General features: G+C 49.0%; 25 protein-coding genes. 13 read left to right on the plus strand and 12 right to left on the minus strand.

The window, feature by feature from the left end; genetic code table 11:
* Positions 1-51: 51 nt before the first annotated feature.
* Positions 52-468 carry a BrxA/BrxB family bacilliredoxin gene (locus Q1A54_RS02890; protein WP_007654354.1) on the minus strand — a complete coding sequence of 139 codons (417 nt, stop codon included), beginning with the start codon at positions 466-468 and terminating at the stop codon, positions 52-54.
* Between the two features lie 267 nt (positions 469-735).
* Between Q1A54_RS02890 and Q1A54_RS02895 the strand changes: the two genes are divergently transcribed.
* From Q1A54_RS02895 to Q1A54_RS20330, 6 genes are all read left to right on the plus strand, one after another.
* Positions 736-1,092: a hypothetical protein gene (locus Q1A54_RS02895; protein WP_196114265.1), complete on the plus strand. Its 357-nt coding sequence runs from the start codon at positions 736-738 to the stop codon at positions 1,090-1,092.
* Positions 1,093-1,399: 307 nt separating this feature from the next.
* Positions 1,400-2,707 carry a site-specific integrase gene (locus tag Q1A54_RS02900; protein ID WP_116541397.1) on the plus strand — a complete coding sequence of 436 codons (1,308 nt, stop codon included), beginning with the start codon at positions 1,400-1,402 and terminating at the stop codon, positions 2,705-2,707.
* An 818-nt stretch (positions 2,708-3,525) separates the two neighbouring features.
* The gene (locus tag Q1A54_RS02905) at positions 3,526-3,840 is read left to right on the plus strand and encodes a four-helix bundle copper-binding protein (RefSeq protein WP_229733913.1); all 315 of its coding nucleotides are present in this window, start codon (positions 3,526-3,528) and stop codon (positions 3,838-3,840) included.
* A gap of 315 nt (positions 3,841-4,155) precedes the next feature.
* Complete coding sequence (locus tag Q1A54_RS02910) at positions 4,156-4,728, plus strand: DUF305 domain-containing protein (RefSeq protein ID WP_366915786.1); 573 nt, start codon at positions 4,156-4,158, stop codon at positions 4,726-4,728.
* Positions 4,729-4,914: 186 nt separating this feature from the next.
* Positions 4,915-5,544, plus strand: a complete 630-nt coding sequence (locus Q1A54_RS02915) for a DUF2911 domain-containing protein (protein ID WP_116541394.1) — start codon at positions 4,915-4,917, stop codon at positions 5,542-5,544.
* A 476-nt stretch (positions 5,545-6,020) separates the two neighbouring features.
* On the plus strand, positions 6,021-6,167 hold the full coding sequence (locus Q1A54_RS20330) for a DUF305 domain-containing protein (RefSeq protein WP_366915787.1): 147 nt from the start codon (positions 6,021-6,023) through the stop codon (positions 6,165-6,167).
* A 149-nt stretch (positions 6,168-6,316) separates the two neighbouring features.
* Here Q1A54_RS20330 and Q1A54_RS02925 read toward each other — a convergent pair whose 3' ends face one another.
* A complete protein-coding gene (locus Q1A54_RS02925) occupies positions 6,317-7,345 on the minus strand; it encodes a hypothetical protein (RefSeq protein WP_230391907.1) in 1,029 nt (342 codons plus the stop codon).
* A gap of 206 nt (positions 7,346-7,551) precedes the next feature.
* Here Q1A54_RS02925 and Q1A54_RS02930 point away from each other — a divergent pair, with 206 nt between their 5' ends.
* Positions 7,552-7,791: a copper chaperone gene (locus Q1A54_RS02930; protein WP_116541393.1), complete on the plus strand. Its 240-nt coding sequence runs from the start codon at positions 7,552-7,554 to the stop codon at positions 7,789-7,791.
* 202 nt (positions 7,792-7,993) lie between these two features.
* On the opposite strand, the gene Q1A54_RS02935 is transcribed toward Q1A54_RS02930, so the two are convergent.
* On the minus strand, positions 7,994-9,172 hold the full coding sequence (locus tag Q1A54_RS02935) for a potassium channel family protein (protein ID WP_299984931.1): 1,179 nt from the start codon (positions 9,170-9,172) through the stop codon (positions 7,994-7,996).
* A 297-nt stretch (positions 9,173-9,469) separates the two neighbouring features.
* Between Q1A54_RS02935 and Q1A54_RS02940 the strand changes: the two genes are divergently transcribed.
* From Q1A54_RS02940 to Q1A54_RS02960, 5 genes are all read left to right on the plus strand, one after another.
* The gene (locus Q1A54_RS02940) at positions 9,470-10,165 is read left to right on the plus strand and encodes a hypothetical protein (RefSeq protein WP_137761703.1); all 696 of its coding nucleotides are present in this window, start codon (positions 9,470-9,472) and stop codon (positions 10,163-10,165) included.
* Between the two features lie 24 nt (positions 10,166-10,189).
* The gene (locus tag Q1A54_RS02945; protein ID WP_188501695.1) at positions 10,190-11,629 is read left to right on the plus strand and encodes an MATE family efflux transporter; all 1,440 of its coding nucleotides are present in this window, start codon (positions 10,190-10,192) and stop codon (positions 11,627-11,629) included.
* Positions 11,630-11,879: 250 nt separating this feature from the next.
* Positions 11,880-14,522, plus strand: coding sequence for a multicopper oxidase domain-containing protein (locus Q1A54_RS02950; protein WP_230391908.1), 2,643 nt, complete (start codon positions 11,880-11,882; stop codon positions 14,520-14,522).
* A 254-nt stretch (positions 14,523-14,776) separates the two neighbouring features.
* A complete protein-coding gene (locus Q1A54_RS02955) occupies positions 14,777-15,415 on the plus strand; it encodes a DUF2911 domain-containing protein (RefSeq protein WP_188501696.1) in 639 nt (212 codons plus the stop codon).
* A 162-nt stretch (positions 15,416-15,577) separates the two neighbouring features.
* On the plus strand, positions 15,578-16,027 hold the full coding sequence (locus tag Q1A54_RS02960; RefSeq protein WP_188501697.1) for a DUF305 domain-containing protein: 450 nt from the start codon (positions 15,578-15,580) through the stop codon (positions 16,025-16,027).
* Between the two features lie 179 nt (positions 16,028-16,206).
* Here Q1A54_RS02960 and Q1A54_RS02965 read toward each other — a convergent pair whose 3' ends face one another.
* The 5 genes from Q1A54_RS02965 to Q1A54_RS02985 form a co-directional block, all read right to left on the minus strand.
* Positions 16,207-18,345 (minus strand): copper-translocating P-type ATPase, encoded by a 2,139-nt coding sequence (locus Q1A54_RS02965; protein WP_196114266.1) that lies wholly within the window; start codon positions 18,343-18,345, stop codon positions 16,207-16,209.
* 18 nt (positions 18,346-18,363) lie between these two features.
* Positions 18,364-18,672, minus strand: coding sequence for a phosphoribosylpyrophosphate synthetase (locus Q1A54_RS02970; protein ID WP_168194102.1), 309 nt, complete (start codon positions 18,670-18,672; stop codon positions 18,364-18,366).
* A 95-nt stretch (positions 18,673-18,767) separates the two neighbouring features.
* A complete protein-coding gene (locus tag Q1A54_RS02975) occupies positions 18,768-19,433 on the minus strand; it encodes a hypothetical protein (protein ID WP_137761623.1) in 666 nt (221 codons plus the stop codon).
* 237 nt (positions 19,434-19,670) lie between these two features.
* Positions 19,671-20,258, minus strand: a complete 588-nt coding sequence (locus Q1A54_RS02980; RefSeq protein ID WP_188501699.1) for a helix-turn-helix domain-containing protein — start codon at positions 20,256-20,258, stop codon at positions 19,671-19,673.
* Between the two features lie 397 nt (positions 20,259-20,655).
* On the minus strand, positions 20,656-20,862 hold the full coding sequence (locus Q1A54_RS02985) for a hypothetical protein (protein WP_196114267.1): 207 nt from the start codon (positions 20,860-20,862) through the stop codon (positions 20,656-20,658).
* 58 nt (positions 20,863-20,920) lie between these two features.
* On the opposite strand from Q1A54_RS02985, the gene Q1A54_RS02990 reads away from it, so the two are divergent.
* On the plus strand, positions 20,921-21,112 hold the full coding sequence (locus tag Q1A54_RS02990) for a hypothetical protein (RefSeq protein WP_196114268.1): 192 nt from the start codon (positions 20,921-20,923) through the stop codon (positions 21,110-21,112).
* Between the two features lie 48 nt (positions 21,113-21,160).
* Here the strand turns inward: Q1A54_RS02990 and Q1A54_RS02995 are convergent, their stop codons facing one another.
* The 4 genes from Q1A54_RS02995 to Q1A54_RS03010 all read right to left on the minus strand — a co-directional run bounded on the left by Q1A54_RS02995 (position 21,161) and on the right by Q1A54_RS03010 (position 25,065).
* Positions 21,161-21,790: a DUF3347 domain-containing protein gene (locus tag Q1A54_RS02995; RefSeq protein ID WP_188501701.1), complete on the minus strand. Its 630-nt coding sequence runs from the start codon at positions 21,788-21,790 to the stop codon at positions 21,161-21,163.
* A 125-nt stretch (positions 21,791-21,915) separates the two neighbouring features.
* Positions 21,916-22,389, minus strand: a complete 474-nt coding sequence (locus tag Q1A54_RS03000; protein WP_196114269.1) for a hypothetical protein — start codon at positions 22,387-22,389, stop codon at positions 21,916-21,918.
* 151 nt (positions 22,390-22,540) lie between these two features.
* A complete protein-coding gene (locus tag Q1A54_RS03005; RefSeq protein ID WP_196114270.1) occupies positions 22,541-23,740 on the minus strand; it encodes an efflux RND transporter periplasmic adaptor subunit in 1,200 nt (399 codons plus the stop codon).
* A gap of 8 nt (positions 23,741-23,748) precedes the next feature.
* Positions 23,749-25,065, minus strand: a complete 1,317-nt coding sequence (locus Q1A54_RS03010) for an efflux RND transporter periplasmic adaptor subunit (protein ID WP_196114271.1) — start codon at positions 25,063-25,065, stop codon at positions 23,749-23,751.
* Positions 25,066-25,129: the final 64 nt, after the last annotated feature.

The following is a 25,129-nucleotide window of genomic DNA, read 5'->3' on the forward strand; positions in this document are numbered from 1 at the left end:
GCCGGTGTTTCTCGAAACACCGGCCTTTTTGTTGAGGTAATCTTGGAGAGCTTAGCAGTAAGCCTCGAAAGCGCCCTGCAGGTTGTCTACAATGCGGTTAAGCTCATTACCTTCAATGTGGTAGCGCTCGATCATGTGCACCAGTTCGCCGTCTTTGAACAGAGCGATAGAAGGAGAGGAGGGTGGGTACGGCAGCATAAACTCACGTGCCTTGGCCACAGCGTCCTGTTCCATACCTGCAAATACAGTGATCATTTTAGTAGGGCGTTTCTCAGAAGAGGCAACAGCCATTTTAAGGGCAGGGCGCGCTTTAGAAGCAGCACAGCCACATACTGAGTTCACAGCAACCAGCACAGTGCCTTCTTTTGACGAAAGCACCTGCTCTACTTCTTCTGCGGTCATCAGTTGTTCGAAGCCTGCAGAGGTCAGGTCTTCGCGGATCGGGGCGACCATATATTCAGGATACATTCCCATGGTTATCGGCTTTAAAATTAAAAGATAATTGATACTGCAAAATTAATCATAATTCTGCAGAAAGGCTACAGATCAGAAGTATAGCCTGAATAGGGAACTTAAAATATATCTTATTGTATAGTTTTGAGAATATGCGTTTTAGCTAAACAGAAGGCAAAGAAGTAGGGTATACACTGATATTCCGGTGTGCTTTGTGTAAAGTTATATTCGTCGTGTATGGCTGTCCGGGATATTGCGCGACCATTGGCTTAAGACCTAACTATGTACCCACACCCTTACCCACATACCTCTGGCATAAATAAACTCCATCAGGTAGCCTACTTCTATATGCCTGCAAACGATGAGCGACCTGCCGAACTTATCCAAATTCTGAACTGTGATCGCACCTTTATTCACGTGCCCATGCGTGAAGAAGATGTAACGCTGGATGCTTTTTTTGTGCGTGATATGACGGAGGCTGAAATACAGAATTTTAGCGATAGTCAGACTTGGCAGATATTTGTGCACTGGGATGAGCTCTATGAAGACCATGTACGCTTTAAAGTAAGCCGAAAAGTAATGAGCGAGCTAGAGCAGTTAAAGCAGAAGTTTCCGTTGCCTGAGGGTATGGCCGCTTAAAGAACTTATTGGTAGAAAGACCTGAGAACAGAAAAGAAGCAACCTGTACCTGCTACGGTACAGCACAAAAGAAAAAGGCCTCTCAGATTTCTCTGAGAGGCCTTTTCGGTGGTCGCGAAGGGAGTCGAACCCCTAACCTTCTGATTCGTAGTCATGACGATAGCCTTTATTGCTAGTATTATATATTAGTAAAAACCGTCTTTTTAGCCAAATTAAGCAATTTTTGTTTCTCCTTGTTTAGTAATATTACTTGACTTTTTGACGGTTTGTGTGCAAATTGTGTGTACAGGAAATAATTTGCACACACATGATACCCGTACTTACTTCCGTCATGCTGGATACCAGAAGGGCTCTGAAAGATGGCTCATTCCCGGTAAGGTTGAGGCTCACCTTCCAAAGACAGCGCAAATACTATAATACGAGCTACTCTTTGAGCGAGGCAGAATTCTTTAAGGTTCAAGCGGAAAAGCCGAAAGGAAAGTACAAAGAGCTTCAGATAGCTTTTCAGGCAATAGAGCAGAAGGCTATAGGCATCATCCGTAACCTTGAAACCTTCACTTTTGAGCAGTTCGAGAAGAAGTACCTGAACACTGCAGTTAAGAACGATGTCTTTACAGCATTTGAGCAGCAAGTCACAAGACTGGTTGAGGAAGGCAGGGTAGGCACGGCCAGCAGCTACGAGAGCGCCAGCCTCTCCTTGCTATCCTTTATTCAGAAAGAACCCCTTACCAGAAATAAGGGCTTATCTAGAGCTAAAGCAACCGAGAAGAGGGAAAACCTGCTGAAGAAACGCAAGCCTCTGGCTTATGCCGCTATAACTGTTGATTTCCTGATGGGGTACGAGAAATGGATGCTTCAGCACGGCCACTCGATCACCACCATAGGCATCTACCTGCGGGCGCTTCGCGCCATCTACAACAACGCCATCGCGGCAGGGGAGGTGAACGCCGACCTCTACCCGTTCGGCAAGAGAAAGTACCAGATACCCTCCGGCCGGAATGTGAAGAAAGCCCTGACGCTGGCAGACATTGAAAAGATATTCTCCTATAAGCCTGCCACCGAGAACGAAGGGCGTGCGCGGGACCTGTGGATCTTCTCCTACCTGTGCAACGGGATAAACGTGAAGGACATCGCCCGTCTGAAGTACAAGCAGCTTGACCAGGAGAGGATCACCTTTGTCAGGGCCAAGACGGAGCGGACCAGCCGCCAGAATATCAAGGTCATTACGGCCATGCGGACGCAGGAAATTGATGAGATCATCGAGAGATGGGGTAATAAACCCGCTTACAGTGAAGATTATGTGTTCCCCTTGCTTGAACCAGGGTTGTCTGCGGAAAGAGAACGGGCAAAGATTCAGCATGCCACCAAGACTATAAACAAGTACATCAAGCGTGTTGCCTCCGCGGTTGGCATTGAAAAGAATATAAGCACGTACACGGCCCGGCATTCCTTCTCTACAGTCCTCAAGCGAGCAGGGGCACCGATAGAGCTTATATCTGAATCCCTTGGGCACTCTAACCTGAAGACGACCGAAAGCTACTTGGATAGCTTTGAAAACGACGTGAAGAAGCAGTACGCTGCACGGTTAACAGCATTTAATATGATTAGCGAGTGAGGTTTAATTAATAGTTAATACGATTCTGCTGTGGAAATAAACAAGGGACCATAATACACTATGCGCCTATAATAATAGATAGCGATGAATATTGGAGGGAAGGTTGTCATGTATTTGACTGGCCTTGACAATAAGCTGACTACTATTGTAGAGTACAGGGCAAAGGCGGTTCAAATACTCTAAATTTAGGTACATTAAGTCTCATAATGAGTAGGAGTCTAGTTCAATTTCAGGTAATCTAGCTTTAGGATCAGCTTCTTTTGAGTAAGGTCGTCAGGTGACTTTTTTTATTTCCTTACATTTTTATGTAAGGAAGAGATCATCTTCATGGTAGCAGCCCAATTTACATACAGCGTAATTGAGATTGGCCTTTAATCCTCTATTATCGTCACGAGGTGTTTATGCCTTTAACTTGTAGTGTAGGTCCATAGTCCTGGAAAATTTTCTATGATTGTCGCGACAACTGAATATACCGGAGAGGCATGTGAGGTATATACCCATATTGGCAAGGCCAATATTTTGCGCATTCTAACTTAAGAGCCCCGCATTAAAAGTTTTTGTGAAGCAGTTCCAGTAATGGAGTAGAAGCCTTGAGCATTAGACTCTTCCTAACAATGGCGCCCTGCAGCCCAAGCATTAGTATATTCCTGCAAATATACCCTATAAATATAATTATTAAAACACTGTATTGCTCAGGCAACCAACAAGGGGTATTCATAATTATATAAAAATCAGCTGGGAATGTATAAAACTATCACGGTAAGGGATGGGTATAACTAAGGACTTATAACCAAACAAAACAAACTATGAACATAACGATGAATAGAGAACTAGTTTCAGTGTTGGCAGAATGTGCCGCAGCCTGTAACTACTGTGCTGTCTCCTGTCTGCAGGAAGACGATGTGAAAATGATGGAGCGCTGTATCCGCCTCGATCTGGACTGTGCCGCTATCTGTAAAATGGCGCTGGATTATGTATCCCGTGATTCGACTATGAAGCGAGACGTGCTGGACCTGTGCGCCAGAGTGTGTCGCGAGTGCGGTGCGGAATGTGAAAAGCATTCGCACATGGAGCACTGCCGTATGTGCGCTGAGGCTTGCCGTCGTTGCGAGCAGGCTTGCCAGCAGGCGTAGTTGTTATTACAAGTTGGTCAAATGCAAGACCTAAGAAACACCCTGATTGTTCTATACCTGCTAGAGCGGTCAGGGTGTTTTTTGGCGTGGACGTGAATTACAGTGCACCGATAGAAGTCCCCATAAAATTAAGAGGCTTAGTAAGTGAATTTTGGTCACATTTTTTAACCACATAATCTATGAAAAAAATTTTATCAGTATCAGAAGCTTTGCTCTTATGCTAATTGCCGTCTTTGTGTTCAGCAGCTGCGAAAATGACCAAGATGTTGTTAGCCCGTTAAGTACCAGCGCAGAGAAAGCGACGAAAGGTCCTTACTGGGGGGCGACAAAGCATTTGACAAGGAAATGCAGCAGATCATCAACTCCATGATGAAGATGATGAACCAGATGGAGATGACCTGCGACCCCGACATTGATTTTGCCAACATGATGATCATGCACCACGAAATGGGTATTAAAATGGCCGACCTGGAACTCCAGTATGGGCATGAGCCCGAGGCACTGGAACTGGCCGAGAAAACGAAGATAGGCAACATGGAAAGTAAAGTACGTCTTGAAGCATTGCTGGCATCGCATCCAGGGGCGGAACCACTCTCGAAGGAGGAGTGCAAGATGTTTATGATGGAGATGCGAGAGGACATGATGGCTATGATGCACTGCATGCGTTCTGTAATGGACACACCTGATCCGGATGTTGATTTTGCCCAGCTGATGATCTGTCATCACGAAGGAGCCCTTGCCATGTCAAACACAGAATTGAAGTGGGGGGATGATGAAATGGCCTTGGAGGAGGCTGAAATGATCATTGAAGAGCAAGCGCAGGAAATAATGGAGCTAGCCGCATTCTTAAATGAGCACGGTATACCGACCAAGCACCATAACATGTAGTAAGTCAGCATGATCTGACTTAAGATTTACAAGCCCGGCTACTGGAAACGTCAGCCGGGCTCTTTAGTTAAATGCCGTTTCATCCGGAGTATAAAATTTGTAGTTTTAGCCTTCATTTACATCAAACAATAGGTATTGCTTACCTTGTCAAAGCCGGTTTAATACCCATACTACAACCCTTACACCATGAACCCCAAAATTACAAACAGCTTTTTTGCTCTTATATTTTGCGCCTCCCTGTCCTATTGCAATCAAACCGCTAAAGAACTGGAAGTACCAGCAGAAGAAACACAGCACGCCAATCATACCCCTAAAATGAGCGAAGGCGCTGTCATTATACAGGATCAACCGGAACCTGATACATTAAGAGGCAGTCTGAAAGCAGAAGCCCATGGTATGGTAGGCAATGCGCACCTGACCATCAATTACCATTCACCAGCCGTGCGCGGACGCAACATCTGGGGCGGCCTGGTAGCTTACGACCAGGTATGGGTGACAGGAGCGCACTCAGCCACCAGCCTGACAACGGATAAAGATATCACCATAGAAGAAAAGCTACTGCCAGCAGGCAAGTATGCCTTGTTCACCATTCCTGGAAAGGAGGAGTGGACTATCATCATCAACAAAAACTGGGAGCAGCACCTGACCGACGATTACACGGAGAAGGAAGACGTATTGCGCGTTACCGTAAAACCTGAAGCAGCAGCGCAGCCACAGGAGCGACTTCGTTACCAGATCGTGTCAGAGGCTGATAGCAAAGGAGCCATTAACATAAGCTGGGACAAGTTGAAAGTAACAGTACCCGTTGCTATTTAGGTGTAGCCAAGAAGCATATTTTTATTCATAAAGCCACTCCGACAGCTGTTGGAGTGGCTTTATGAATTTATAGATGAACCTGAGTATAGCCATATGGATATACCTGAACAAGAAGCAACGTTGCTTACTTGAAAAGACTTATAGGCAAACAATTATACTTTAACAGTTAAAAAAAATGGAAAAGGGAAATTATATGAAGTTTTTGTTGATGCTAGCCGTATCGTTTGTGATCATGTACGGGGTGATGTATTTGAATGCCGATAAGTTTGATCATGTGTACCTGAACCTGAACAGGCTGTACATGGCCCTATTGATGGTGGCGCCTATGGCGCTTGTTATGTTAGGGTTTATGTCGGGAATGTATACAAATAAGAAGCTGAAGTATCATTGTAGCTGTTGGTGTAGTAGCTTTTGCCGGCTCACTGTTCATGCTAAGGAAACAGGCCTTAGTGGATGATAAACAGTTTCTAAAATCCATGATTCCGCATCACTCTTCAGCCATTCTGGTAAGCCAGGAAGCAAACATAAAAGATCCCGAAGTGAAGAGGCTAACGGAGCAGATCATAGAATCTCAGGAAAAAGAAATAGCAGAAATGAAGGCAATCCTAACCAGAATGAGGTAAATCTTATACTGTATCCATGGCCGGATCTTATTCTTGGTGATGCATGTATAAAAACGAAGCCGCCTCTTTACCGAGGGGCGGCTTCGTTTGATAATAAGGTGGACTATTTTACAACCAAAGAATAGTTTAGACCTGTTAAGTTTTTACTGTTATATTTTCCTGAAATGGATCTTGTTTTCATCTTCCCAGACACAAAGCGTTTTTTTATCCGGCATTTCAGCAGTTTCAATATAGCTGCCTTTCCCTACCACAGTTTCCGTATCTGCATTCAGGAATTTTAGTTTTAGATCTGAACCATCTTTCCAGGCAATAACCGGATTTGTTTTTCCGCTGATGCGGCAGTTCCGGCCTCTGCCAATTTGCACTTCCTGTTGGCCAGGCTTTGCATAGAAGATATTCCCTTCCCGTTGCCAGGAAGTGTGAATCGTATTCTTACTATCCAGTAGAATGCCCCCGCCGTCCATGGGACATCCTTCCAGTTCCCAGGTGCCATTCCCTAGTTTCTGTGGCTGAGAAAAGTGTTGTCCGTTGTCAGTTGATTTGGTCAGGTAAAAATCTCTGGAGCCATCTACCCAGTTTCTGAACATCAGGATTACCTGTTTGCCTTCCACATCTATACTTGGCTTACAGCATTCGCACACGGTGCTGTCTGGCGATACGTATACTATCTTGTTTTCTGACCATGCGGCGGCGTTTCCTGTAGTGGAGGCAAACACGATCTTGTTTTGTTTGGTGTTTCTTACATCCAGCCACACAGCATAGAAGGTGTCTTGTTCATCGGAGGCGATACTCATCAGGCCTTCTGGCACTGAGCCCGGTATGTCATTCACACCAGCTGCCTTTATCCACTTATTTGTATCATGGTCCAGACTGTAGGTATGGATATTACCCTGCTTATCTATGGCGGTTACCACCGAGTAATTCATGGAGCTGGCAATCTGAGGCCCCATGGACATGCCCAGGTACAAGCCCTTCAGCTGCCCCACCAGTAGAGGTTCTGAGAAGGTTTGTCCGTTATCTTTGGACGTGACGCAATAAATTCTGTCTTCCAAGCCATACACTACCCTGGTATTCCCTTTTGTATCTACTGCGATCTGTGGCTGACGACCTGCCAGGAGCAGGGTGTTTGTCGTTTCTTGTTCTGTTTTGCTACAGGAGGTATTTAAAATCAGAAACAAGACAAACGTTAGAAGCTGTAATGGTGCCCTCATTCTTTACAAGTTTAAGACAAAGTATACTGTAAGATAAGAGAATTTTTGGAAAGATTCCGCTTGAAGGCAGGTAAGCGAACATGCCTGATGAATACATACAGGCCGTAAAGCGTAGCCGTTGCACAACCTGGTGTAAACTGTCGCGTTCATTTTAAGCAAAAACACATGTTGCTATGGAAGTAATCAAGTTCAAAACCAATGTGGAGAATGAGGAAGCTATATCCAGGGTAGCGCCTTACCCGGACAAAGAAGAAAGTATCAGCAGGTGGAAGCTGGAAACTGGAAGCACAGAAAATATTTTAAGTGTCTCCGGTACAGATCTTGATCCCCAAAGGATTGAAAATGTGGAGCAGGAAGCAGGATTCAAAGCTGAAATCATCCGGGTTATAGGCATCGGTGGCAAGGACTTGTAAAGCCGATAGCAGAAACTGTTAGGAGTGCTTACCATTTAAAACCAGGCATACACTAAAATGATTTTAGTAAAACCCCAGCTGATAGAAAGAGATACTAGTGTTAAATTAATCCGGGAACCTAAATTCAGCCAAGCAGAGATAAATAATAGTGCACCTCCATCTAAAATCTAAAATCTTACACAAGGTTGTGAAAGTGCTCGACTTACGATTGATACACTTCCTTCCAGGGCCAGCCGTCCATTTCCAAAAGGGAAGATAGCAGTCTCCGGCGGTCCTTCAGGGTCTGTTTGAAAGTTAGTTCAACTTCTTCCCTCTTTTTAAGCGGAACTCCTTTCTCCTCCAGTTGCCAAAGATCAGGTGTAGGGGCATCTTCCTGGGGTGAAGTGTTCTTGAGGAAACCTTCTTTTACCATTTCCAGATAAGAATCCAGAGCCGTTTGGAGCATCACCATTTTCACTTCACTCCTTTTAACATCCTGCGAAACGGCTTGCTCCAGGAGCTGATATGCCTCATCCAGCAGCACAACGGCGGGCGCAACAGACAACTGTGCTTGGCTGTTATGAAAGTAATGAATTACAGGAAAGGAGTGGTGGTTCACCGTATGCTGCATTAGCATCTGGCATATGTCTGACACATTATCGAAAAAGGAGGAAAAGTCTTTCCCATTCCAACTGTTTGCCAGTATCTGCTGTGGCGTTTTACCCATGCTGTTAATGTAAAGACTGAGCTTGCTCTGCAAGCCTACGGCAGATAACACCTGTACAAAATAGGTGAGGGAAGCAGTTATGAAAGCTAAGCCAGAGAAAGCTGTGACACTCGTAATGATCCGCCACACATCATTTGATGCCTTATAATCTCCTACTCCCAAAGTGGAAAGTGTAAAACCGGCATAGTAGAGCTTCTCTAAGGGGCTGGCACTGGATAAAGTAGTGCTGTTTACAACAGAGTCTGGATCAGAAAGTAACAGCAGGAACAGACCTGCCCAAAGACCAAGAACCCAAGTCATAAGCGTGCAGGTAAGTATAGACGGCCCCGCATACTCAAGTAATTTGGATTTCCCATTCTTACCCGAAACTAAGAAGAAAATCTTCCATACCGCTCTGGATACCAATTCCGTAATCCGGCCGCCTCCGCTTGAAGAAAAGGTGGTCTTGATGATGTCCAGTGCGATTAAAGTATAAAAAAGAGCTCCCAGGAAGGGATACAGAATGTTCATAAAGTACATAGAATTGTTAGCACGTTCTTCTAAACGCAATAACAAATAGGGAGTTAAAAACATAGGGGTGGCAGATTCATGAAGCCCGGTAAGTTTAGGCTTGGAATCACTGTCAGGGCAGATGTTGCCTGTTTTAGAAGTCCTTGAGCTTTTGATAAAAGCCACATTATGTAAAAACAACTCATGAATATATAAAACAGATGGGTTTACGGAAAGGTATAACCAAGCACGCTTTCATAAGACTTATGGAAGCATTAAGTATGGACACAGTGCCTTGATAAAGGCTTAAGCAGTATGTGCAGCAGCTTGTAACTAGTAGGCTGCATCAAGCCGGCCTGCACACGGTATATCCTTCCATATTGGAGAGGTATGTGGTCACTTATGTAGCGTATAGCTCTGAGGCTGTAGTGGATCTATGAATTCCTCTAGGGCACAAGGCATAACAATTAAATAACTTAATTGATGTTTGACGTTTTAATAAGCTCTCAGCCTTCCGCTATAAGCGCACAGGAAAAGGTTAAACTACTTCTCACACCTGTTAACCAGGAGGCCGCCGGTGTTCCCCTTGTACTGGAAGAAGTACATACCAAAGACATTCACCTCATCATAGTATCAGAAGACCTTTCTTTCTTTGCCCACGAGCACCCGGAAAAGGCAGGCAAGGAATACTCTGTTGACTTCATATTTCCCTTTGGGGGCAAATTCCTGCTTTACTGCGATGTAAAGCCCCTGAATACGGCACCGGCTGTTATCCGAAAATCGGTGGAGGTTGCCGGTGACAGCAGGAACGTGCAGCGCTACCAGCAGGATGTGCTCAGTAAAACGGTTGACAATGTGAGCGTTCAACTGGATGTGCGGGAGCTAAATGCCATACGCGTTACTATGAAACAGGGGGAGGCTGCCATAGCAGCCTCTTCATTAGGTGATTTTCTGGGTGCTAAGGCACATGTGGTCATGATCAATGTGGATACAAAAGAATACCTGCATGTCCATCCCATGGTGCACGAGGATGTGCTGGTGCTGCACTCCGCTTTTACAGCCAGTGGGCTATACCGGGTGTGGATTCAATTCCTGCTGAACGGGCTACTATATACCCTGGACTATGTCGTGCAAGTAGCTGAGCTTCCGAGCCAAGGACATCATGGGCACCATCACTAAAAGCAGCACACCGCAATATTACCAATGGAAGTTAATAAAGAGCGTGTAGATATACCAATTGCTGTCACTCTTCGTGATAAAATGAAGATTGTCCTGCTCCTTGCTTTTCCAGCAGTAGTAGAGAACTTCTTTCAGACATTTATTGGCTTTGTGGATGTCTATTTTGTCTCAAAGATAGGCTTAGCCGAAGTTTCTGCCATAGGGGCCACCAACGCCATACTGGCTATCTATTTTGCCGTCTTTATGGCTATCGGGGTGGCAGCAAACGTAAGGGTGGCAAATGCCCTGGGAGCGAAACAGGTAGAAAGGGCTCGGCATATAGCGCAGCAGGCCATCATACTCTCCATCCTTTTCGGCATTCTGACAGGTATCGTAACATTGTTTTTTGCACGCCCCCTGCTCACGCTCATGGGGCTGGAAGAGCAGGTGCTGGATATTGGAGAGAACTATTTCCGGGTTGTGGGTATTCCTTCCGTGTTCATGTCGCTCATGTTTGCGCTTAGTGCCAATTTACGGGGCTCGGGTAACACACGGGCACCCATGAAAGTCAGCATTCTCATCAACATCTTCCATGCGCTCTTGGGGTATGCTCTTATTTTTGGTTTCTGGATTTTTCCTGAAATGGGAGTGACAGGTGCTGCTTTGGCTACAGTTGCTTCCCGTGTACTTGGGACCTTACTGCTGGTCTACTACATCCAGCGGTCGGAGGTGCTGGCCTTCCGGAAGGACTTCTGGTCGGTAGACTGGGGCCATCAGAAGGAGCTTGCTACATTAGGCAGCCCTGCGGCCGGGGAGGTGCTCATCATGCGGGCAGGGCAGATCGTCTACTTCGGGTTCATCGTTTCGCTGGGAACCAACGTCTTCGCCGCCCATCAGATTGCCGGTAATGTGGAGGTAATCTCCTATATGGCAGGTTATGGCTTTGCCACAGCAGTTACTATACTGGCAGGACAGCAGATAGGTGCAGGAAGAATAGAGGAGGCGATTTCCTTCACAAAAATAGGGGCCTGGATGGCTGTAGGCATCATGGGTGTGCTGGGCTTACTGCTCTTTTTCCTGGGAGAGTGGGCTGGCAGTCTGTTCTCCGAAGACCCGGAGGTAATCTCTAAGATAGGGGACGCCCTGAAGGTTTCGGGTGCGTTTCAGCCTTTCCTGGCAGCCCTTTTAACGCTTACAGGCGCGTACCAAGCCGCTAATAATACGAAGTTCCCCATGTACCTGACGGCGGCTGGTATGTGGGCCATCCGCACCGTTCTGGTCTACTATCTTGGAATCACCCTGGGCTGGGGCCTTATTGGTGTCTGGATCGCCATTGGTATTGACATTGTGACCCGTGCAGGGGTCTTGGCCTATAAGTTTGCTAAGGGTACATGGATGAATCTGGAAAAGGAAGCAGAGGTGGAGTCACAATGTCACCCGCAGTCCATTAAAGAGACCATGTCTGACTGCGTTAACAATTACTAAATATGTACTAAATGACAATGCCACCGGGATATGTTAGCAAGAAGAAACTCAGCTAAATCTGTTGGTCAGCCACCACCAATTATCCAGGTACTAAAAGAGGCTAATCCAACCTATGAAGCTGTTTCATGTAAACAGAGATATAAATTAGCAGCACTAGCTTAGAAGTGGATAAAAGACCTTTAAGCATTGCGTGTCGCAGGTATAGTATAGAACGCTTTAATTACCTTACCAGCTTAAAATGTATAAACTTTTGATACTAGTATTATTGCTCGGGACTGGGCAGTATACTTTCGCACAGCACGAACAGCATAAGCCAACCCAGCAACAGCAGACTGAGATCTACACCTGCCCGATGCACCCCGAAGTGCAAACCTCAAAACCCGGTACATGCCCCAAGTGCGGTATGACGCTGGTAAAGAAAAAGCCACAAGCCCCTGCAAAACAACAGCAGCAACAGGCTCCACAAAAAAAAGCTGTTAAAGCCAAGCCTGCTGCCCCAGCAAAGCAACGTGTACAGCAGAAACAAGCACAGCCTGCTCAGAAACAAGCTCAACCTGCTCATCAACATGCACAGCCGACACAGCAAAAGCCAGTCACACCTGTACAGAACCCGGAGGAAAAAGAGAAGCCCATCCACAAAGCAGGACACAAGCCAGAAAGCCCGGGACAGACCTATACTCCTCGCACCGTTCGGTATGACCTGTATGTACGGGATACCTTGGTCAACTTCACAGGAAAAACCAGAAGAGCCGTGGCTATAAACGGGAGCATTCCGGCACCTGCCTTAACCTTTACCCAGGGTGATACAGCCGAGATCTATGTGCATAATGAGATGGATGTGGAAACTTCTATCCATTGGCACGGCGTGTTTTTGCCCAACCGGTTCGATGGTGTTCCCTGGCTTACCCAGCAGCCGATCAAGCCCCATTCCACTTACCTCTACAAATTCCCGATCATCCAGAGTGGTACTTACTGGTATCACAGCCACAGCGCCTTTCAGGAACAAAGCGGCATGTACGGTGCCCTGATCTTTAACAAGGTGAATGAACCGGATATGCCGGCTATACCGATCGTGCTTAGCGACTGGACCGATATGAACCCCAAAGAGGTATACCGTTCCTTGCGGAGCGCCAACGACTGGTTTGCGATCCGGAAAGGTGCTACCCAAGGCTATGCAGAGGCTATAAAGAAAGGCTACTTTGGCACCAAACTTAAAAATGAGTGGAAGCGGATGACGGCAATGGATGTGAGCGATGTGGCCTATGAGAAGTTTTTAACCAATGGGCAGGATATTGCAGAGCAAACCCATTTCACGGCAGGGGATGTAGTCAAACTCAGAGTAGTGAATGGCGGTGCTTCCACCTACTTCTGGCTGACCTACTCTGGTAGTAAGATTACGGTGGTGGGCAACGATGGCAACGATGTGGAGCCAGTGGAGGTGGATCGCCTGATCATTGCGCCTGCCGAAACCTACGATTTGCTGGTCACCATACCCGAGAGCATGCAGTACGAATTCCTGGCTACTGCCGAAGACCGCTCCAATACCACTTCGCTGTGGCTGGGCAGGGGCATGAAAATGAAGGCACAGCGTCTAGGCAAGCTGAACTACTTTGAAGGCATGAAGATGATGAACGACATGATGAAGATGAACGGGGACATGGAGCCGATGGGCATGGAAATGAGCAACCAGCAGATGGATATGAACCGCGTGATGTACCCGGAATCAGCAGCCCAGGACCACAGCATGCACGGAGAAGGGGCGACAAAACCTGCTGCTGATACAAGCATGCAGATGAAGCAGCAGGTTGACACCACCGCACACCAGGGCCATGATATGAAAGGATACGATATGCAGAACATGAACATGAGTGGCAGCAAGGACGAGATGGTCACCCTGAACTATGGCATGTTGCGCGCTCCTGAAGAAACAACCCTGAAGCCCGGCCCGGAGAAAGTATTGCGCTTTGAGCTTACCGGCAACATGAACCGCTATGTATGGACGATGGACAACAAGACGGTGTCAGAGTCGGACAGGATCCTGATCAAAAAAGGGGAGAATGTGAAGATCATCATGTTCAACAACTCCATGATGCGCCACCCCATGCACCTGCACGGGCACGATTTCCGGGTACTGAACAAACACGGAAAACATGCACCTCTAAAAAATGTACTGGACATACTTCCGATGGAGACAGACACGATTGAGTTTGCAGCTTCGGAGAGTGGTGACTGGTTTTTCCACTGCCACATACTCTACCACATGATTGCCGGCATGGGCCGTGTATTCACCTACCAAAACTCACCACCCAATCCTGAGATTCCGGATCCTGAGCGGGCCCAAAAGATGTTTAACCGCGAAGACAAGATTTTTCTGCCTTCAGCGATGGTAGGGCTGGAGAGCAATGGCAGCGACGGAGAGTTTGTACTTGGTAGCTCCCGGTACCAGATCTCCACTGAATGGAGGATTGGTTTTAAGAAGGAGTATGGTATTGAAAGCGAGACCTACTTTGGCCGTTATTTTGGAAAAATGCAATGGCTCTTTCCCTTCGTCGGCTTTGACTATCACTACAATAGTATAGAGAATGAGCCCGAGGAAAACATGTTCGGGCAGCTAAGCAACCAAGATAACCGGAAGGTGGCCGTGGCCGGGGTGCAGTATACCTTGCCTATGCTGATCGTGTCAGAAGCGAGGATAGACTCCAAGGGTAAGCTGCGGTTCCAGTTGCGGCGCGAAGATGTCCCACTAACAAGCCGCCTGCGCCTGAACCTGATGGGGAACACCGATAAAGAATACATGGCCGGCCTGCGATACATTGTAACCAAGTATATATCCCTATCAACGCATTACGACAGCGACATGAAGTATGGCGCTGGGCTTACATTTATTTATTAGGCTGTGTTAGCACAGGAAACAAATGTGCGTTTCTATTCTGGTTCGACATCTAAGGTATAATTAAAACGCTCTGTGGACCACTGCTCCTGGATCTTAATCATTTCAACAGTACTAACCTTTGTACTATCACAGCCAGGCTTTTTTACCTGAATGCTAGTATCATCAGGTGCATAAAATTTGTAGCTTTAAAGATTCATTCAGAACAAGAATTAAAATCGCTCTATACCTTAAAGCCACCTATACCGCTAAACAGCATGAACAGAAATCTTACAAAAACCCTTTATGCCCTTATACTTTGTGGCGCACTTACTTACTGCAACCAGCCAGCGCAGGAGCAGGAAGCTCCTGCCGAGCAGGAACAGGAGGCAGTACATGCCGAACATACGCCGAAAGTGAGCGAGGGAGCAGTCGTGATACAGGACCAGCCAGCGGCGGACACGCTGAAAGGCAGCCTGAAAGCAGAGGTGCACGGGCAGATCGGGAACGCACACATTATGATCAACTACCATTCTCCTGCTGTGCGCGGACGTACTATCTGGGGTGGTCTGGTAGCGTATGATCAGGTATGGGTGACAGGTGCGCACTCTGCCACCAGCCTGACCACGGATAAAGACATTACCATAGGAGGGAAGACATTACCGGCAGGAAAGTATGCCCTGTTCACCATTCCGGGTAAGGACGAGTGGACGGTGATCATCAACAAAAACTGGGAACAGCACTTGGCCGATGACTATTCCGAAGCAGAGGATGTGCTGCGGATCAAAGTAAAGCCGGAAGCAACAGCACAGCCACAGGAGCGTCTGCGCTACCAGATTGTATCGGAGACTGACGAAGAAGGGGCCATCGTCATCACCTGGGATAAGCTAAAAGTAAGCATTCCGGTTGCTGTATAAACAAAAAAGAAAGTCATCTCAAAAAGCCGCTCTGACGACTGTCAGAGCGGCTTTTTGACTTTTAATAATAACCAAAATACATAAATACCTGTATTTCTATACTACTAAAAGCCGCCCTTTCAGCGAGCATTAGCTTCGAGTACTAAACTAAAAACCAATAAAATGGAAAAAGGAAATTATAAGAAATTCTTCCTCATGCTGGGTGTCTCATTTGTCATCATGTACGGGGTAATGTTTCTGAATGCAGACAAGTTCGACCATGTATACCTGAACCTGAACCGCCTTTATATGGCCTTGCTCATGATAGCTCCCATGGCGCTTGTCATGCTGGGGTTTATGTCCTCTATGTACAAAGATAAAAAGCTGAATGGCATCATAGTAGGGGTAAGCCTGGCCGTAATGGCAGGAACCTTTCTACTGCTCAGAAGTCAATCGCTGGTAGGTGACAAGCAGTTCCTGAAGTCTATGATCCCGCATCATTCCTCTGCCATTCTGGTCAGTCAGGAATCCAATATAAAAGACCCGGAAGTGAAGAAACTAACGGAGCAAATCATCGAGTCGCAGGAAAAGGAAATTGCTGAAATGAAGGCGATCCTGAAGAGAATGGAGTAGGTACTTTGCTCACTTTTTCTGCTGGTTTTGTGAGCCATCTCTTTCATTTTCTTGTCTACGCTATTGGCTAGTTATTCATCGGCCATCCGGACTGCTCCTTGAAAGGGGTGGGCTCACATACTGCATGTGCTGATGCAGAAGGCCTATCAGTTCTATCTTATTCTTATCCTACAAAATAATCAGTATTTTAATTGCCGGCGCAGCAACTGCGCATTGATCGCCACGATTACCGTACTCAGGCTCATCAGGGCGGCGCCCACGGCAGGCGATATCATGATGCCTTGGTTATAAAGTACACCAGCCGCCAGGGGTAGTGCGATGACGTTATAACCTGTGGCCCAGATCAGGTTCTGGATCATTTTGCGGTAAGTGGCTTTGCCAAACAGGATAAGCGAGGCGATGTCCTGCGGGTTGCTGTTGACCAGAATAATGTCGGCTGTTTCGGCGGCTACGTCAGTGCCGGAGCCCACGGCTATACCTACATCGGCCTGGGCCAGCGCAGGGGCGTCGTTCACACCGTCGCCGGTCATGGCCACAAACTCGCCCTGGTTTTGCAGTTCTTTCACTTTCTCCTGTTTCTGGTGCGGCAGCACATTGGCCAGGTAACCATCCATTTGCAGTTTGTCGCTCACGCTTTTGGCTACCCGTTCGTTATCACCGGTGAGCAGCAGGTTCCTGATGCCGTTCGCTTTTAGCACGCGGATGGCCTCTGCCGATTCCTCCCGTATCTGGTCGCGCATGGTGATGTACCCGACAGGCCGCTCGTCTATTAACACATACACCACCGTTTCCACACCTTCTTCGGCCTCGCTGGCCGGTACCTGTATGTTGAATTCCTTCAGGTAGTTGGGGCCCACCACCTTCACATCCCGGCCCTCCACCATACCTTCCAGCCCTTTGCCGGGCAGGTAGTTGAAAGACTGGGAGGGAGGCACGGCTATACCTTCTTCTTTCACTCTTCGGAGGATGCCCTGCGCAATAAAGTGCTCGGAGTTCTGCTCCACACCGGCTGCCAGACGCAGCATTTCCCGCTCGTCCACGGACTTGTCAAAGGTCACGACAGCGGCGATTTCGTGTGAGCCCTGGGTGAGGGTGCCGGTCTTGTCGAAGATGACAGTGGTGATGAGGCGGGAGTTTTCGAAAGCGGTGCGGTTGCGGATAAGCAGGCCGTTATTGGCGGAAACAGCGGTGGAGATCGCCACCACCAGCGGCACGGCCAGTCCCAATGCGTGCGGGCAGGAAATCACCATAACCGTCACCATGCGCTCTAGGGCAAAGGCAAATTCCTGCCCCAGTAGGAGCCAGACGGCAAGCGTGCCAAAGCCGGCGAAAAGGGCAATGTAGGTGAGCCACTTGGCGGCACGGTCGGCCAGGCGCTGCGTATCCGATTTCGTCTTCTGGGCATCCTGCACCAGCTTGATCACCTTGTTCAGGTAACTCTCTTTGCCGGTAAACTCCACCCGCACCCGCAGGGCCCCGTTTCCGTTGATAGAGCCTCCGATCACTTTGTCATCTATCGTCTTTTTAACCGGTTTGCTCTCGCCGGTGAGCATGCTTTCGTTCAGGTGACTCTCACCCTCTTCCACCACGCCATCGGCGGGCACTTTCTCGCCAGGCTTCACCAGAATTAAGTCGCCCTTCTGCAGGTCCTCGATTCGCACGCGCACCGTTTCCCCATCCTTGATCAGCATCGCCTCGGCGGGCATCATGCTTACTAGCAGTTCCAATGCCTTGGAAGCGCCCAGCACCGACTTCATTTCGATCCAGTGCCCGAGCAGCATGATCACAATCAGGGTGGCCAGCTCCCAGAAAAAGTCCATTCCTTCTAGCCCGAACACGATGGCAGTGCTGTAGAGGTAGGCTACGGTGATGGCCACCCCGATCAACGTCATCATACCCGGTGCGCCTTTCTTCACTTCCTCAACCAGACCCGTCAGGAAAGGCCAGCCACCATAAAAGTAGATGATGGAGGAAAGCACAAAAGCAATGTACATGCCGTAGGGCACATCCAGCGTAAAGCCCAGAATGTGCTGCACCATGGGGCTCAGGATGATGACAGGTACAGACAGCGCGAGCGAAAACCAGAAGCGCTTTTTGAAGTCCACGATCATCATGCGGTGATGGTCGTGGCCGTGCTCGCCGTGGCCGCTGTGGTCATGCCCGTCGTGCGGCGGGTGGCCGCCGGTGTCTTCGTGCATGGCGTGCTCGTGGCCGTGCAGCATTTTTTTCCCCAAGTGTTCTTTGGCTGCTTCTACGTGATTTTCAGCTTGTTTTTTGGGCCCATGGTGATGATGGTGATGCTCAGGATTGTTCTTCATAACTATCTGATCTGATGTTTAGTACTCTCGCCTTAATTTGCGGGCCAAATCAGGCGTAACAGCATCAGCATATACGCCATATGCATCCACCAAAACTCCCTTCACTCCTTTATCAGAGGAAACAGCATACACGACAGAATTATCATCCGGATTGCTGGCACCTTCAAACCGGTAAACTTCATCAATCTCAAATTCTTCAGGTTTTAACTCCAGGTGTAGCTGCGGGCATTCCAGACAGGTGGGCTGCAAATTAAAGTCTACTGCGTAGCCGCGCTCCCGTAAGTTGTTCAGCGTCTCGACCATCGTATCATACTTGTACTGTTTCATCTATTTAGCTTTAGTAAATATAATGATTTTGTTTGATTCTTTCTTGAAAATTAGTAAATGGAAAAGGCGCAGCTAGGGTGACTGCGCCTTCGGACTTAATGGTGGTGACCAGTCTCCAGGTATTTGCCTTGTGGGCCGACACCCTCTATATGTACGAGCTGAGCGCCATAATGTCCGGCCATGGCCACACAGTAGGCAGCACTGGTAAGAACAAGGGCAACAACCAGCACGCTCCAACGCTTCCCTTTAAACAAGAACTGATTTAACAATTGGGCTATCAGGCCTATTCCTCCTAGGTAGATGGTCCAGTCAGCGTAGAAGTCATGCTGTTCAAGCACCAGCTTGGCATGCGCTGTAAGGCCAGTTGTATGCGGGTGGTCGATTTCAGTTACATAGTAGGCCGTACTAAAGCTGATCAGAGTGGCTACGGTGGTGATCCAATCGAGCTCCTTGCGCAGAAACAGGATGTTGCACAGCTGGACGGCAGCAGCCACTAAAAGCAGCACGATGGGGAAATGCACGATCAAAGGGTGCTTATTTGGAAAATCATCCGGCCTGGCGTGGGCGGAAGCGGGGTCCTGCACGTGGGCTGCGTGCTCTTCGGGTGCTATCTGCTGCGGCGTGAGGGTATCTGGCACCTGCGAAATAGCCTCTGTCCGGGCGGTGCTGCCATGTTTCTCGCCTCCATGTGCGTAAAGCGGGGCTGTATGCATCAGACACAAAAGCAGGATGAATAGCATTGATAAAAGGGTATTTTTCATGATTTGTAAAAATTTAGCATTTATTGGGGTGTGATTAAACAGGATGTAAACTCTGGAAAGTACCTGTCCATGAGAGCTGGCAACACACCAGCTCGTAATATGCTAGCAAAGCGCTGCTGTCAGCCAGGCATTAGAAGCAAGGCAGCACATTAGGCTACACTTCCAGTACTATGCCGGCCCTCGGGCAGCTTTTTAATTTATAAAGCTGTAATCTCTTTGTCCATGGGTACGCATATGTCAATACAGGTTATCAATGGGTTGACGATCCGCTCCGCCCTGCTTCTTGTATATACTGGGGCTTATGCCGGTTACCTCTTTGAACTGCCCAGACAGGTGTTGCAGGCTTCTATAGCCTAACTTGGCCGCAATGGTACCAAGAGGGAGCTCTCCATAGGTTAGCAGTTCTTTAATGCGTTCCACCTTCTGCAGTATGATGTATCTGTTCAGGGCAATTCCCTCAGATGCTTTAAAGGCCGTACTGATTGTAGCGTAATCCTTCCCAAGCTCCATGGCCAGGTGCGTGGACAGATTTGTAGATAGGGTGGCAAGCCTGTCTGCAGAGATCAGGTCAATAACAATTACCTTGATGCTTTCCACAAGCTTTTCTCGCTTGCTGTGAAGCAGTTCAAACCCTTTGCTAACCAGTGCCGCTTCTATAGCGGTTTCATCCAACCGGTCACTCTGCTCGATTAGGGCCGTGCCAAGCTTTACTTCCAGTACATGCAGGCCGAGGTTTTCAAGTTCCTGGCGCACTACCATGATGCAGCGGGGACACACCATGTTTTTAATGTGTAGCACCTTGAGGTGCCGACTCTCTTCACTCATTTTCACGAATTGAATATGAAGCGAAATCCTTGCTTCACTTGTTGGACAAACTAATTTAACACGACGCTGAAAGCCTTTCTGCATACCAGGAATTTGGTATAGGGCAGGGGACAGAAGGTCGTCTGCATCGGTGCTTGAAAGCATAGGCTTTCAAGCACCGATGCAGAACAAGTACAGTTTGTGCATCAAATAATAAGAGAGTGCAGGAATACCCTGATATCGGGTATTTTAGGTACAGGGGCATCGGGGGGAGTATACGTTACATCTGTAATATGGCTCTTGTACAGGAAACCCAGCACTGCCTGATAGAAGGTGTCCATGAAGGCAATAGGTGCTTTTACAAGCTGGGAAAGCTCCACGGATGGGGAGGCTTTGAGAAAAGGAGCGTACTCTTGTTCTACGCAACAGCCAGTGTCTTCCGTTGACGAAGCAGGATGCTCACCGCTTTGGTGTGCACTCCTGTCACCGTGATGCGCGGATGTAGGGGTTCCATGTCCAGGAGAGTGACTGTGTTCTCCATGCCCCGTGCTATGGTGGTGTGCTGTAGAAGCGACAGGTTGAAGCCGCTGTACCAGGTGCGGCAGGTTGCAAGCCAGCTGAACAAGGTACAAGTGTACGAAGACCGTTAGGAGAAACAGTCCCGTAAAACTTATATTCTTGTTATGCCTGGTTCTTTTCATGAAGCAAAGCTGCAATCGGACAGGGTACTGCCCGATGCGCATGATAAATATAAAGAAAAAGTATTACCTAAACCTACTCTTAGGCAGGGCACGACTGGCTACTTGCTGCATCGCCTCCGTTCGGACTCACTCGCCAAATACTTCGTACCGACCTTGGCAGGCGCACAGGTATAATAAGTTAAGTCATGCGTGAGCCACAGTTTGACCCACGCATGAATGGTTTTAGTTGAACACTTCCTCGATGCTACCGCATTCTAGCATGCTCTCGCCAAAGTATGGGTTACGGATTTCCCCATCAGCGCTCAGCCAGTAGGCGCCTTGGTTGTTGTTGGCCATGGGGCAGTGCTGGTAGAATAAAGTAGCGGTGGAAGCACCAAAGGCTTTGGTCAGGGCAAAACTAGCTTCAGAAAGCAACTCTAACTGGCCACGCTGCACCGCCAGATCAGCTGCCTCTGCCATTTTGGAAGCGCTTTGTTTGACCTCTGCTATTCTTTCTTCCACAAAGGCTTTTTGTTCTCCTGCCAGTCCTGCCGCATCTACTTTTTCAGCTGCAGCCAGCAGCGTTTTGGCTTCATCCTGCGCTTGCTGAGCATCAGAAGCAACCAGGTTGTCTTTCAGCTTCAGGAAGCTGTCCAACACTGCAGCAATTTGCTCTTTTACAGGTGCTGCTACAGCTGTGTAGTCCGGAGCCTCTACTACTAGTGAGTTACTGGCAGGCATTTCATCACCATGTGCCATGCCTTCATGGTGTTCGTGGCTTTCTGTTTCGGTTGCAGAGGTTTCTTGTTTAGCCTCTGAACAGGAGGTAAACAGAAATGCTGCCAGGGCGGCGGCGATTAGGGGTTGTTTCATCGTTGGTTTGGTTAATTGTTTATGTAAGGATTTAATTTAAATTCAACTGGACTTAAAGAAAGCAGTGAGACAAACAGTGAGCAGAACGTTACAACCTGTTCCGGTATTCTCCTTTTACTTCCATGTTACTGCATGTACTTCCGGTAATTTTCTTCAGAGGCAAAGTAGAGCACATCGCCGTTGGCACCGCCGGGTTTCAGGGCGATGAAGGCCAGCGACTTGTCCACCTCCTCCCCGGTTACCGGATCAACGGCATGGCGTACTTTCCGCTGCTGCTGGATGGTGTTTACGCACATTTCGCAACAGCCGTAGTACATTTTGTTTTCGAATGGTACAGGGAACTGCTTTTTACCCATATAGGCGTTGTTGACCATACAAACCAGGTCTTTAGGCAGGCCCTCCCTGGTCATCAGGTCTTCCGCGGAAGGATCAGCCTGTGTTTGGGGAGTGGCAATCGCCATGTGGTTTGCGTGGGGGACGGGTGCCGCTGCAGTTGTTTGGGCCGCGGCGGCAGCCTGGGTCTCGGCGGTCTTTTCTGAAGTGCACGATGCCAGTAGGATTGCTGACAAGGCTGCGGTATACAGCAGGTTCTTTTTCATGGACAAGGAAATAAATTAAGTTGTAAACTGTTCAAATAACACCAGCCCGAGGGCCAGCAGTAGAGCCAGGTAGAGCAGCCGCTTCGGCCAGCTGTTCTTTTTTTCAGGCGCTTGCTCATCGCCGGTTCTGCAACATTCCTTCATCGTATACTTAGTGCTGATGGCCGGCCATCGGGTCAGCCCCTTGCTTCAAAACAAACTCGCTGTACAGAAGGTAGGCCCCGCTCACCACGACCCTGTCGTTTTCCTTTAAGCCGGAAAGAATGGCCACGCTGTCGGCGCTCGCTGCTCCCAGTTTTACCATTTGAGCTTTGAAGGTATCCTTGCCCGACTGCACCCACACATGGCTGCCTTTGCTGTCCCGGAGCACCGCATCGGTTGGCAGGGTAAGGGACTTGCCGTTCGGGTTGCGCAGGATAACGCTTGCCTGCATGCCCGGCAGGTATTGCTGGTTGGGGTTAGGGAGTTCGGCGCGAAGGGTGGCCACCTGGCTACCTGCCTTGAACTCCGGACTGATGAAGGTCACTGTTGCGGAGACGGGCGTTTGACTGAAGCCTTCGACCGCGACTTTCAATGCATCGCCTTCATTTACACGGGCAAGCTCCTGGGGATACACTTCGGCTTCTACCCAGATTTTGTCGAGCCTGCCCAGGCGGTACAGAATCCCTCCCTCAGCCACGTACTGGCCTTCGGCTGCTGCGACTTCGGTCACCACACCGCTAACGGGGGCGACAAACGTGATACGCGGGCTCACCTGCCCGGAACTAGCCAGACGTTGAATTTGCGCCTCTGTCAGTCCGTATAGCAGGAGCTTCTTTTTGGCAGCTTCCAGAAAGGAAGTGAAACGCGGGTTTTCTTGCCCCAGCTCCTGGTTTTGCCGGAGCGCCAGCAGGTATTCGCGTTGCAGCGTCAGCAGCTCTTCCGAGTACAGCTCGTAAAGCGGCTGTCCTTTTTTTATAGGCTGGCCGCTTTCTTTCAGGTATAGCTTCTCGATGCGGCCGGCGGCGCGGCTGCTCACCACATCGGTCTGCGTTTCGTCGAGCACCAGTTTGCCGGTAAGGATCGCGTTGCTCCCCACGGAGCCAAACTTGATGCGTTTGGTTTTGATGTTGCCCAGGGCAATCTGGCTTTGGCTCAGCATCAGTTCCCCGTTTTCCTTACCCGTCTGTGACACCGGCACCAGGTCCATGAAGCAGATAGGGCAGGTACCGGGCTCGTTCTGAACGATCTGCGGGTGCATCGGGCAGGTATAGGTTGCTGATTCGCCATCAGCATGCGTTTTTTCCTCCACCGAACAGGCAGCTACAAGTATAGCTGTCAGCAGGAAGAGTATGTTCAAATATCGTCTCATGGGTCTCTTTAATTATTAACCTTGATAAAGCTTTCACTGTCGACCAGGAACTGGGCGTTGGTGGCGATCACATCGGTTTGCTCCAAGCCAGCCGTGATCTGGATCTCATGGCCTGCGCGAGCGCCGGTGGTCACTGTAACCGGTTCGAAGACACCGTTCATTTTCCGGAAGGCCACCGTTTTGGTGCCGATGTCCAGCACCGCCGCCTGAGGTACCCAGAGAGCAGGGGCCGTGTCGACACGGGCTGTTGCGGTCACCAGTTGCCCTGCCATTGCCAGTTTTGCATTACCGGGCAGGTATACCCGCACTTTGGCAAAGCTTTCCCCCTCGTCGAAGAACGGCTGAAAGAAATCCACCTTGCCATCAAGCTGCTCACCTGGGATTTGTGGGAAAGAGATCTTCACCGGCGTACCTTTTGACAGGGCTTGTAGCTCGCCGGCAGGCACATTAAACTCGGCCCACAGTTGCTCGGCATTCACCACCTGCACCAGCGGCTGCCCTACGCTCACATACATACCTTCGCGCAACTGGATAGCCTGTCCGGCTGGATTAGTTGAAGCCCCGGAAGGAGGTGTTGGGGTTGCAGCGCCGCCTCCGCCCATGGCGTCCATGCCGCCACCGGAGCCGGCTGCAGGAGTAGCTGCGGCCATACCGGTAGAAGCGGCCGGAGAAGCGGTATTGAGATCAATTACGTAACCGTCATAGGGGCTGTAGAGCGTGAAGGTATAGCTCTCTTCGCCGTTGCGGATAAGGCGGTTTATCTGCTCGTCGGTGGCCCCGAGGTACTGCAGTTTTTGCCGGGCGGATGAAATCAACTGCTGATCTTCAGGTGAAGCCTTCACCAGGTAGAGCAGTTCGCGCTGCGCCGTGATCAGGTCCGGGCTGTACACCTCCATCAGCTTCTGCCCCTTGCGGATCGGCTGGAAATTGTATTTGACAAACAGCTTTTCGATGCGGCCGGCCACGCGGGCAGGGACTGTGTAAACGCGCCGCGGATCATAGGTGATGATGCCGTCCAGCTGCACGGTGGTCTGTGTCGCCTTTTGCGCGGGCTTTGTCGTGGTGATACTGGCTACCACCGTGCCAGTCGTCGGTTTCAGCAGAAACGCCAGGTCTTCGGTAATTTCAACGCCTTCGCCATGTACGGTTTTGGGGACTAAATCCATACCGCAGACAGGGCAGGTGCCGGGCTTGTTCTGCACAATCTGCGGGTGCATCGGGCAGGTATACTCCGTTTCGCCCTGTGCATGTGTTTTTTCCTCCACCGAGCAGGCAGCTACCAGCAGCGCTGTCAACAGGAAGAGTATGTTCAAATATCGTCTCATGTTTGATTTTGAGTGAGTGATCGAGTGGCTGTGTGTCAAGGTTTGAATCAAATCCTTTGCCCAG

Origin of the sequence: uncultured Pontibacter sp., from assembly GCF_947502515.1 — a bacterium.
Classification (GTDB): Bacteria; Bacteroidota; Bacteroidia; order Cytophagales; family Hymenobacteraceae; genus Pontibacter.

Excerpts from the sequence above, each read along its gene's own strand:
- Q1A54_RS02890 (WP_007654354.1), bottom strand. The coding sequence starts at position 468 with ATGTATCCTGAATATATGGTCGCCCCGATCCGCGAAGACCTGACCTCT.
- Q1A54_RS02895 (WP_196114265.1), top strand. The coding sequence starts at position 736 with ATGTACCCACACCCTTACCCACATACCTCTGGCATAAATAAACTCCAT.
- Q1A54_RS02900 (WP_116541397.1), top strand. The coding sequence starts at position 1,400 with ATGATACCCGTACTTACTTCCGTCATGCTGGATACCAGAAGGGCTCTG.
- Q1A54_RS02905 (WP_229733913.1), top strand. The coding sequence starts at position 3,526 with ATGAATAGAGAACTAGTTTCAGTGTTGGCAGAATGTGCCGCAGCCTGT.
- Q1A54_RS02915 (WP_116541394.1), top strand. The coding sequence starts at position 4,915 with ATGAACCCCAAAATTACAAACAGCTTTTTTGCTCTTATATTTTGCGCC.
- Q1A54_RS20330 (WP_366915787.1), top strand. The coding sequence starts at position 6,021 with ATGATTCCGCATCACTCTTCAGCCATTCTGGTAAGCCAGGAAGCAAAC.
- Q1A54_RS02930 (WP_116541393.1), top strand. The coding sequence starts at position 7,552 with ATGGAAGTAATCAAGTTCAAAACCAATGTGGAGAATGAGGAAGCTATA.
- Q1A54_RS02940 (WP_137761703.1), top strand. The coding sequence starts at position 9,470 with ATGTTTGACGTTTTAATAAGCTCTCAGCCTTCCGCTATAAGCGCACAG.
- Q1A54_RS02945 (WP_188501695.1), top strand. The coding sequence starts at position 10,190 with ATGGAAGTTAATAAAGAGCGTGTAGATATACCAATTGCTGTCACTCTT.
- Q1A54_RS02955 (WP_188501696.1), top strand. The coding sequence starts at position 14,777 with ATGAACAGAAATCTTACAAAAACCCTTTATGCCCTTATACTTTGTGGC.
- Q1A54_RS02960 (WP_188501697.1), top strand. The coding sequence starts at position 15,578 with ATGGAAAAAGGAAATTATAAGAAATTCTTCCTCATGCTGGGTGTCTCA.
- Q1A54_RS02965 (WP_196114266.1), bottom strand. The coding sequence starts at position 18,345 with ATGAAGAACAATCCTGAGCATCACCATCATCACCATGGGCCCAAAAAA.
- Q1A54_RS02970 (WP_168194102.1), bottom strand. The coding sequence starts at position 18,672 with ATGAAACAGTACAAGTATGATACGATGGTCGAGACGCTGAACAACTTA.
- Q1A54_RS02975 (WP_137761623.1), bottom strand. The coding sequence starts at position 19,433 with ATGAAAAATACCCTTTTATCAATGCTATTCATCCTGCTTTTGTGTCTG.
- Q1A54_RS02980 (WP_188501699.1), bottom strand. The coding sequence starts at position 20,258 with ATGAGTGAAGAGAGTCGGCACCTCAAGGTGCTACACATTAAAAACATG.
- Q1A54_RS02990 (WP_196114268.1), top strand. The coding sequence starts at position 20,921 with ATGCCTGGTTCTTTTCATGAAGCAAAGCTGCAATCGGACAGGGTACTG.
- Q1A54_RS02995 (WP_188501701.1), bottom strand. The coding sequence starts at position 21,790 with ATGAAACAACCCCTAATCGCCGCCGCCCTGGCAGCATTTCTGTTTACC.
- Q1A54_RS03000 (WP_196114269.1), bottom strand. The coding sequence starts at position 22,389 with ATGAAAAAGAACCTGCTGTATACCGCAGCCTTGTCAGCAATCCTACTG.
- Q1A54_RS03005 (WP_196114270.1), bottom strand. The coding sequence starts at position 23,740 with ATGAGACGATATTTGAACATACTCTTCCTGCTGACAGCTATACTTGTA.
- Q1A54_RS03010 (WP_196114271.1), bottom strand. The coding sequence starts at position 25,065 with ATGAGACGATATTTGAACATACTCTTCCTGTTGACAGCGCTGCTGGTA.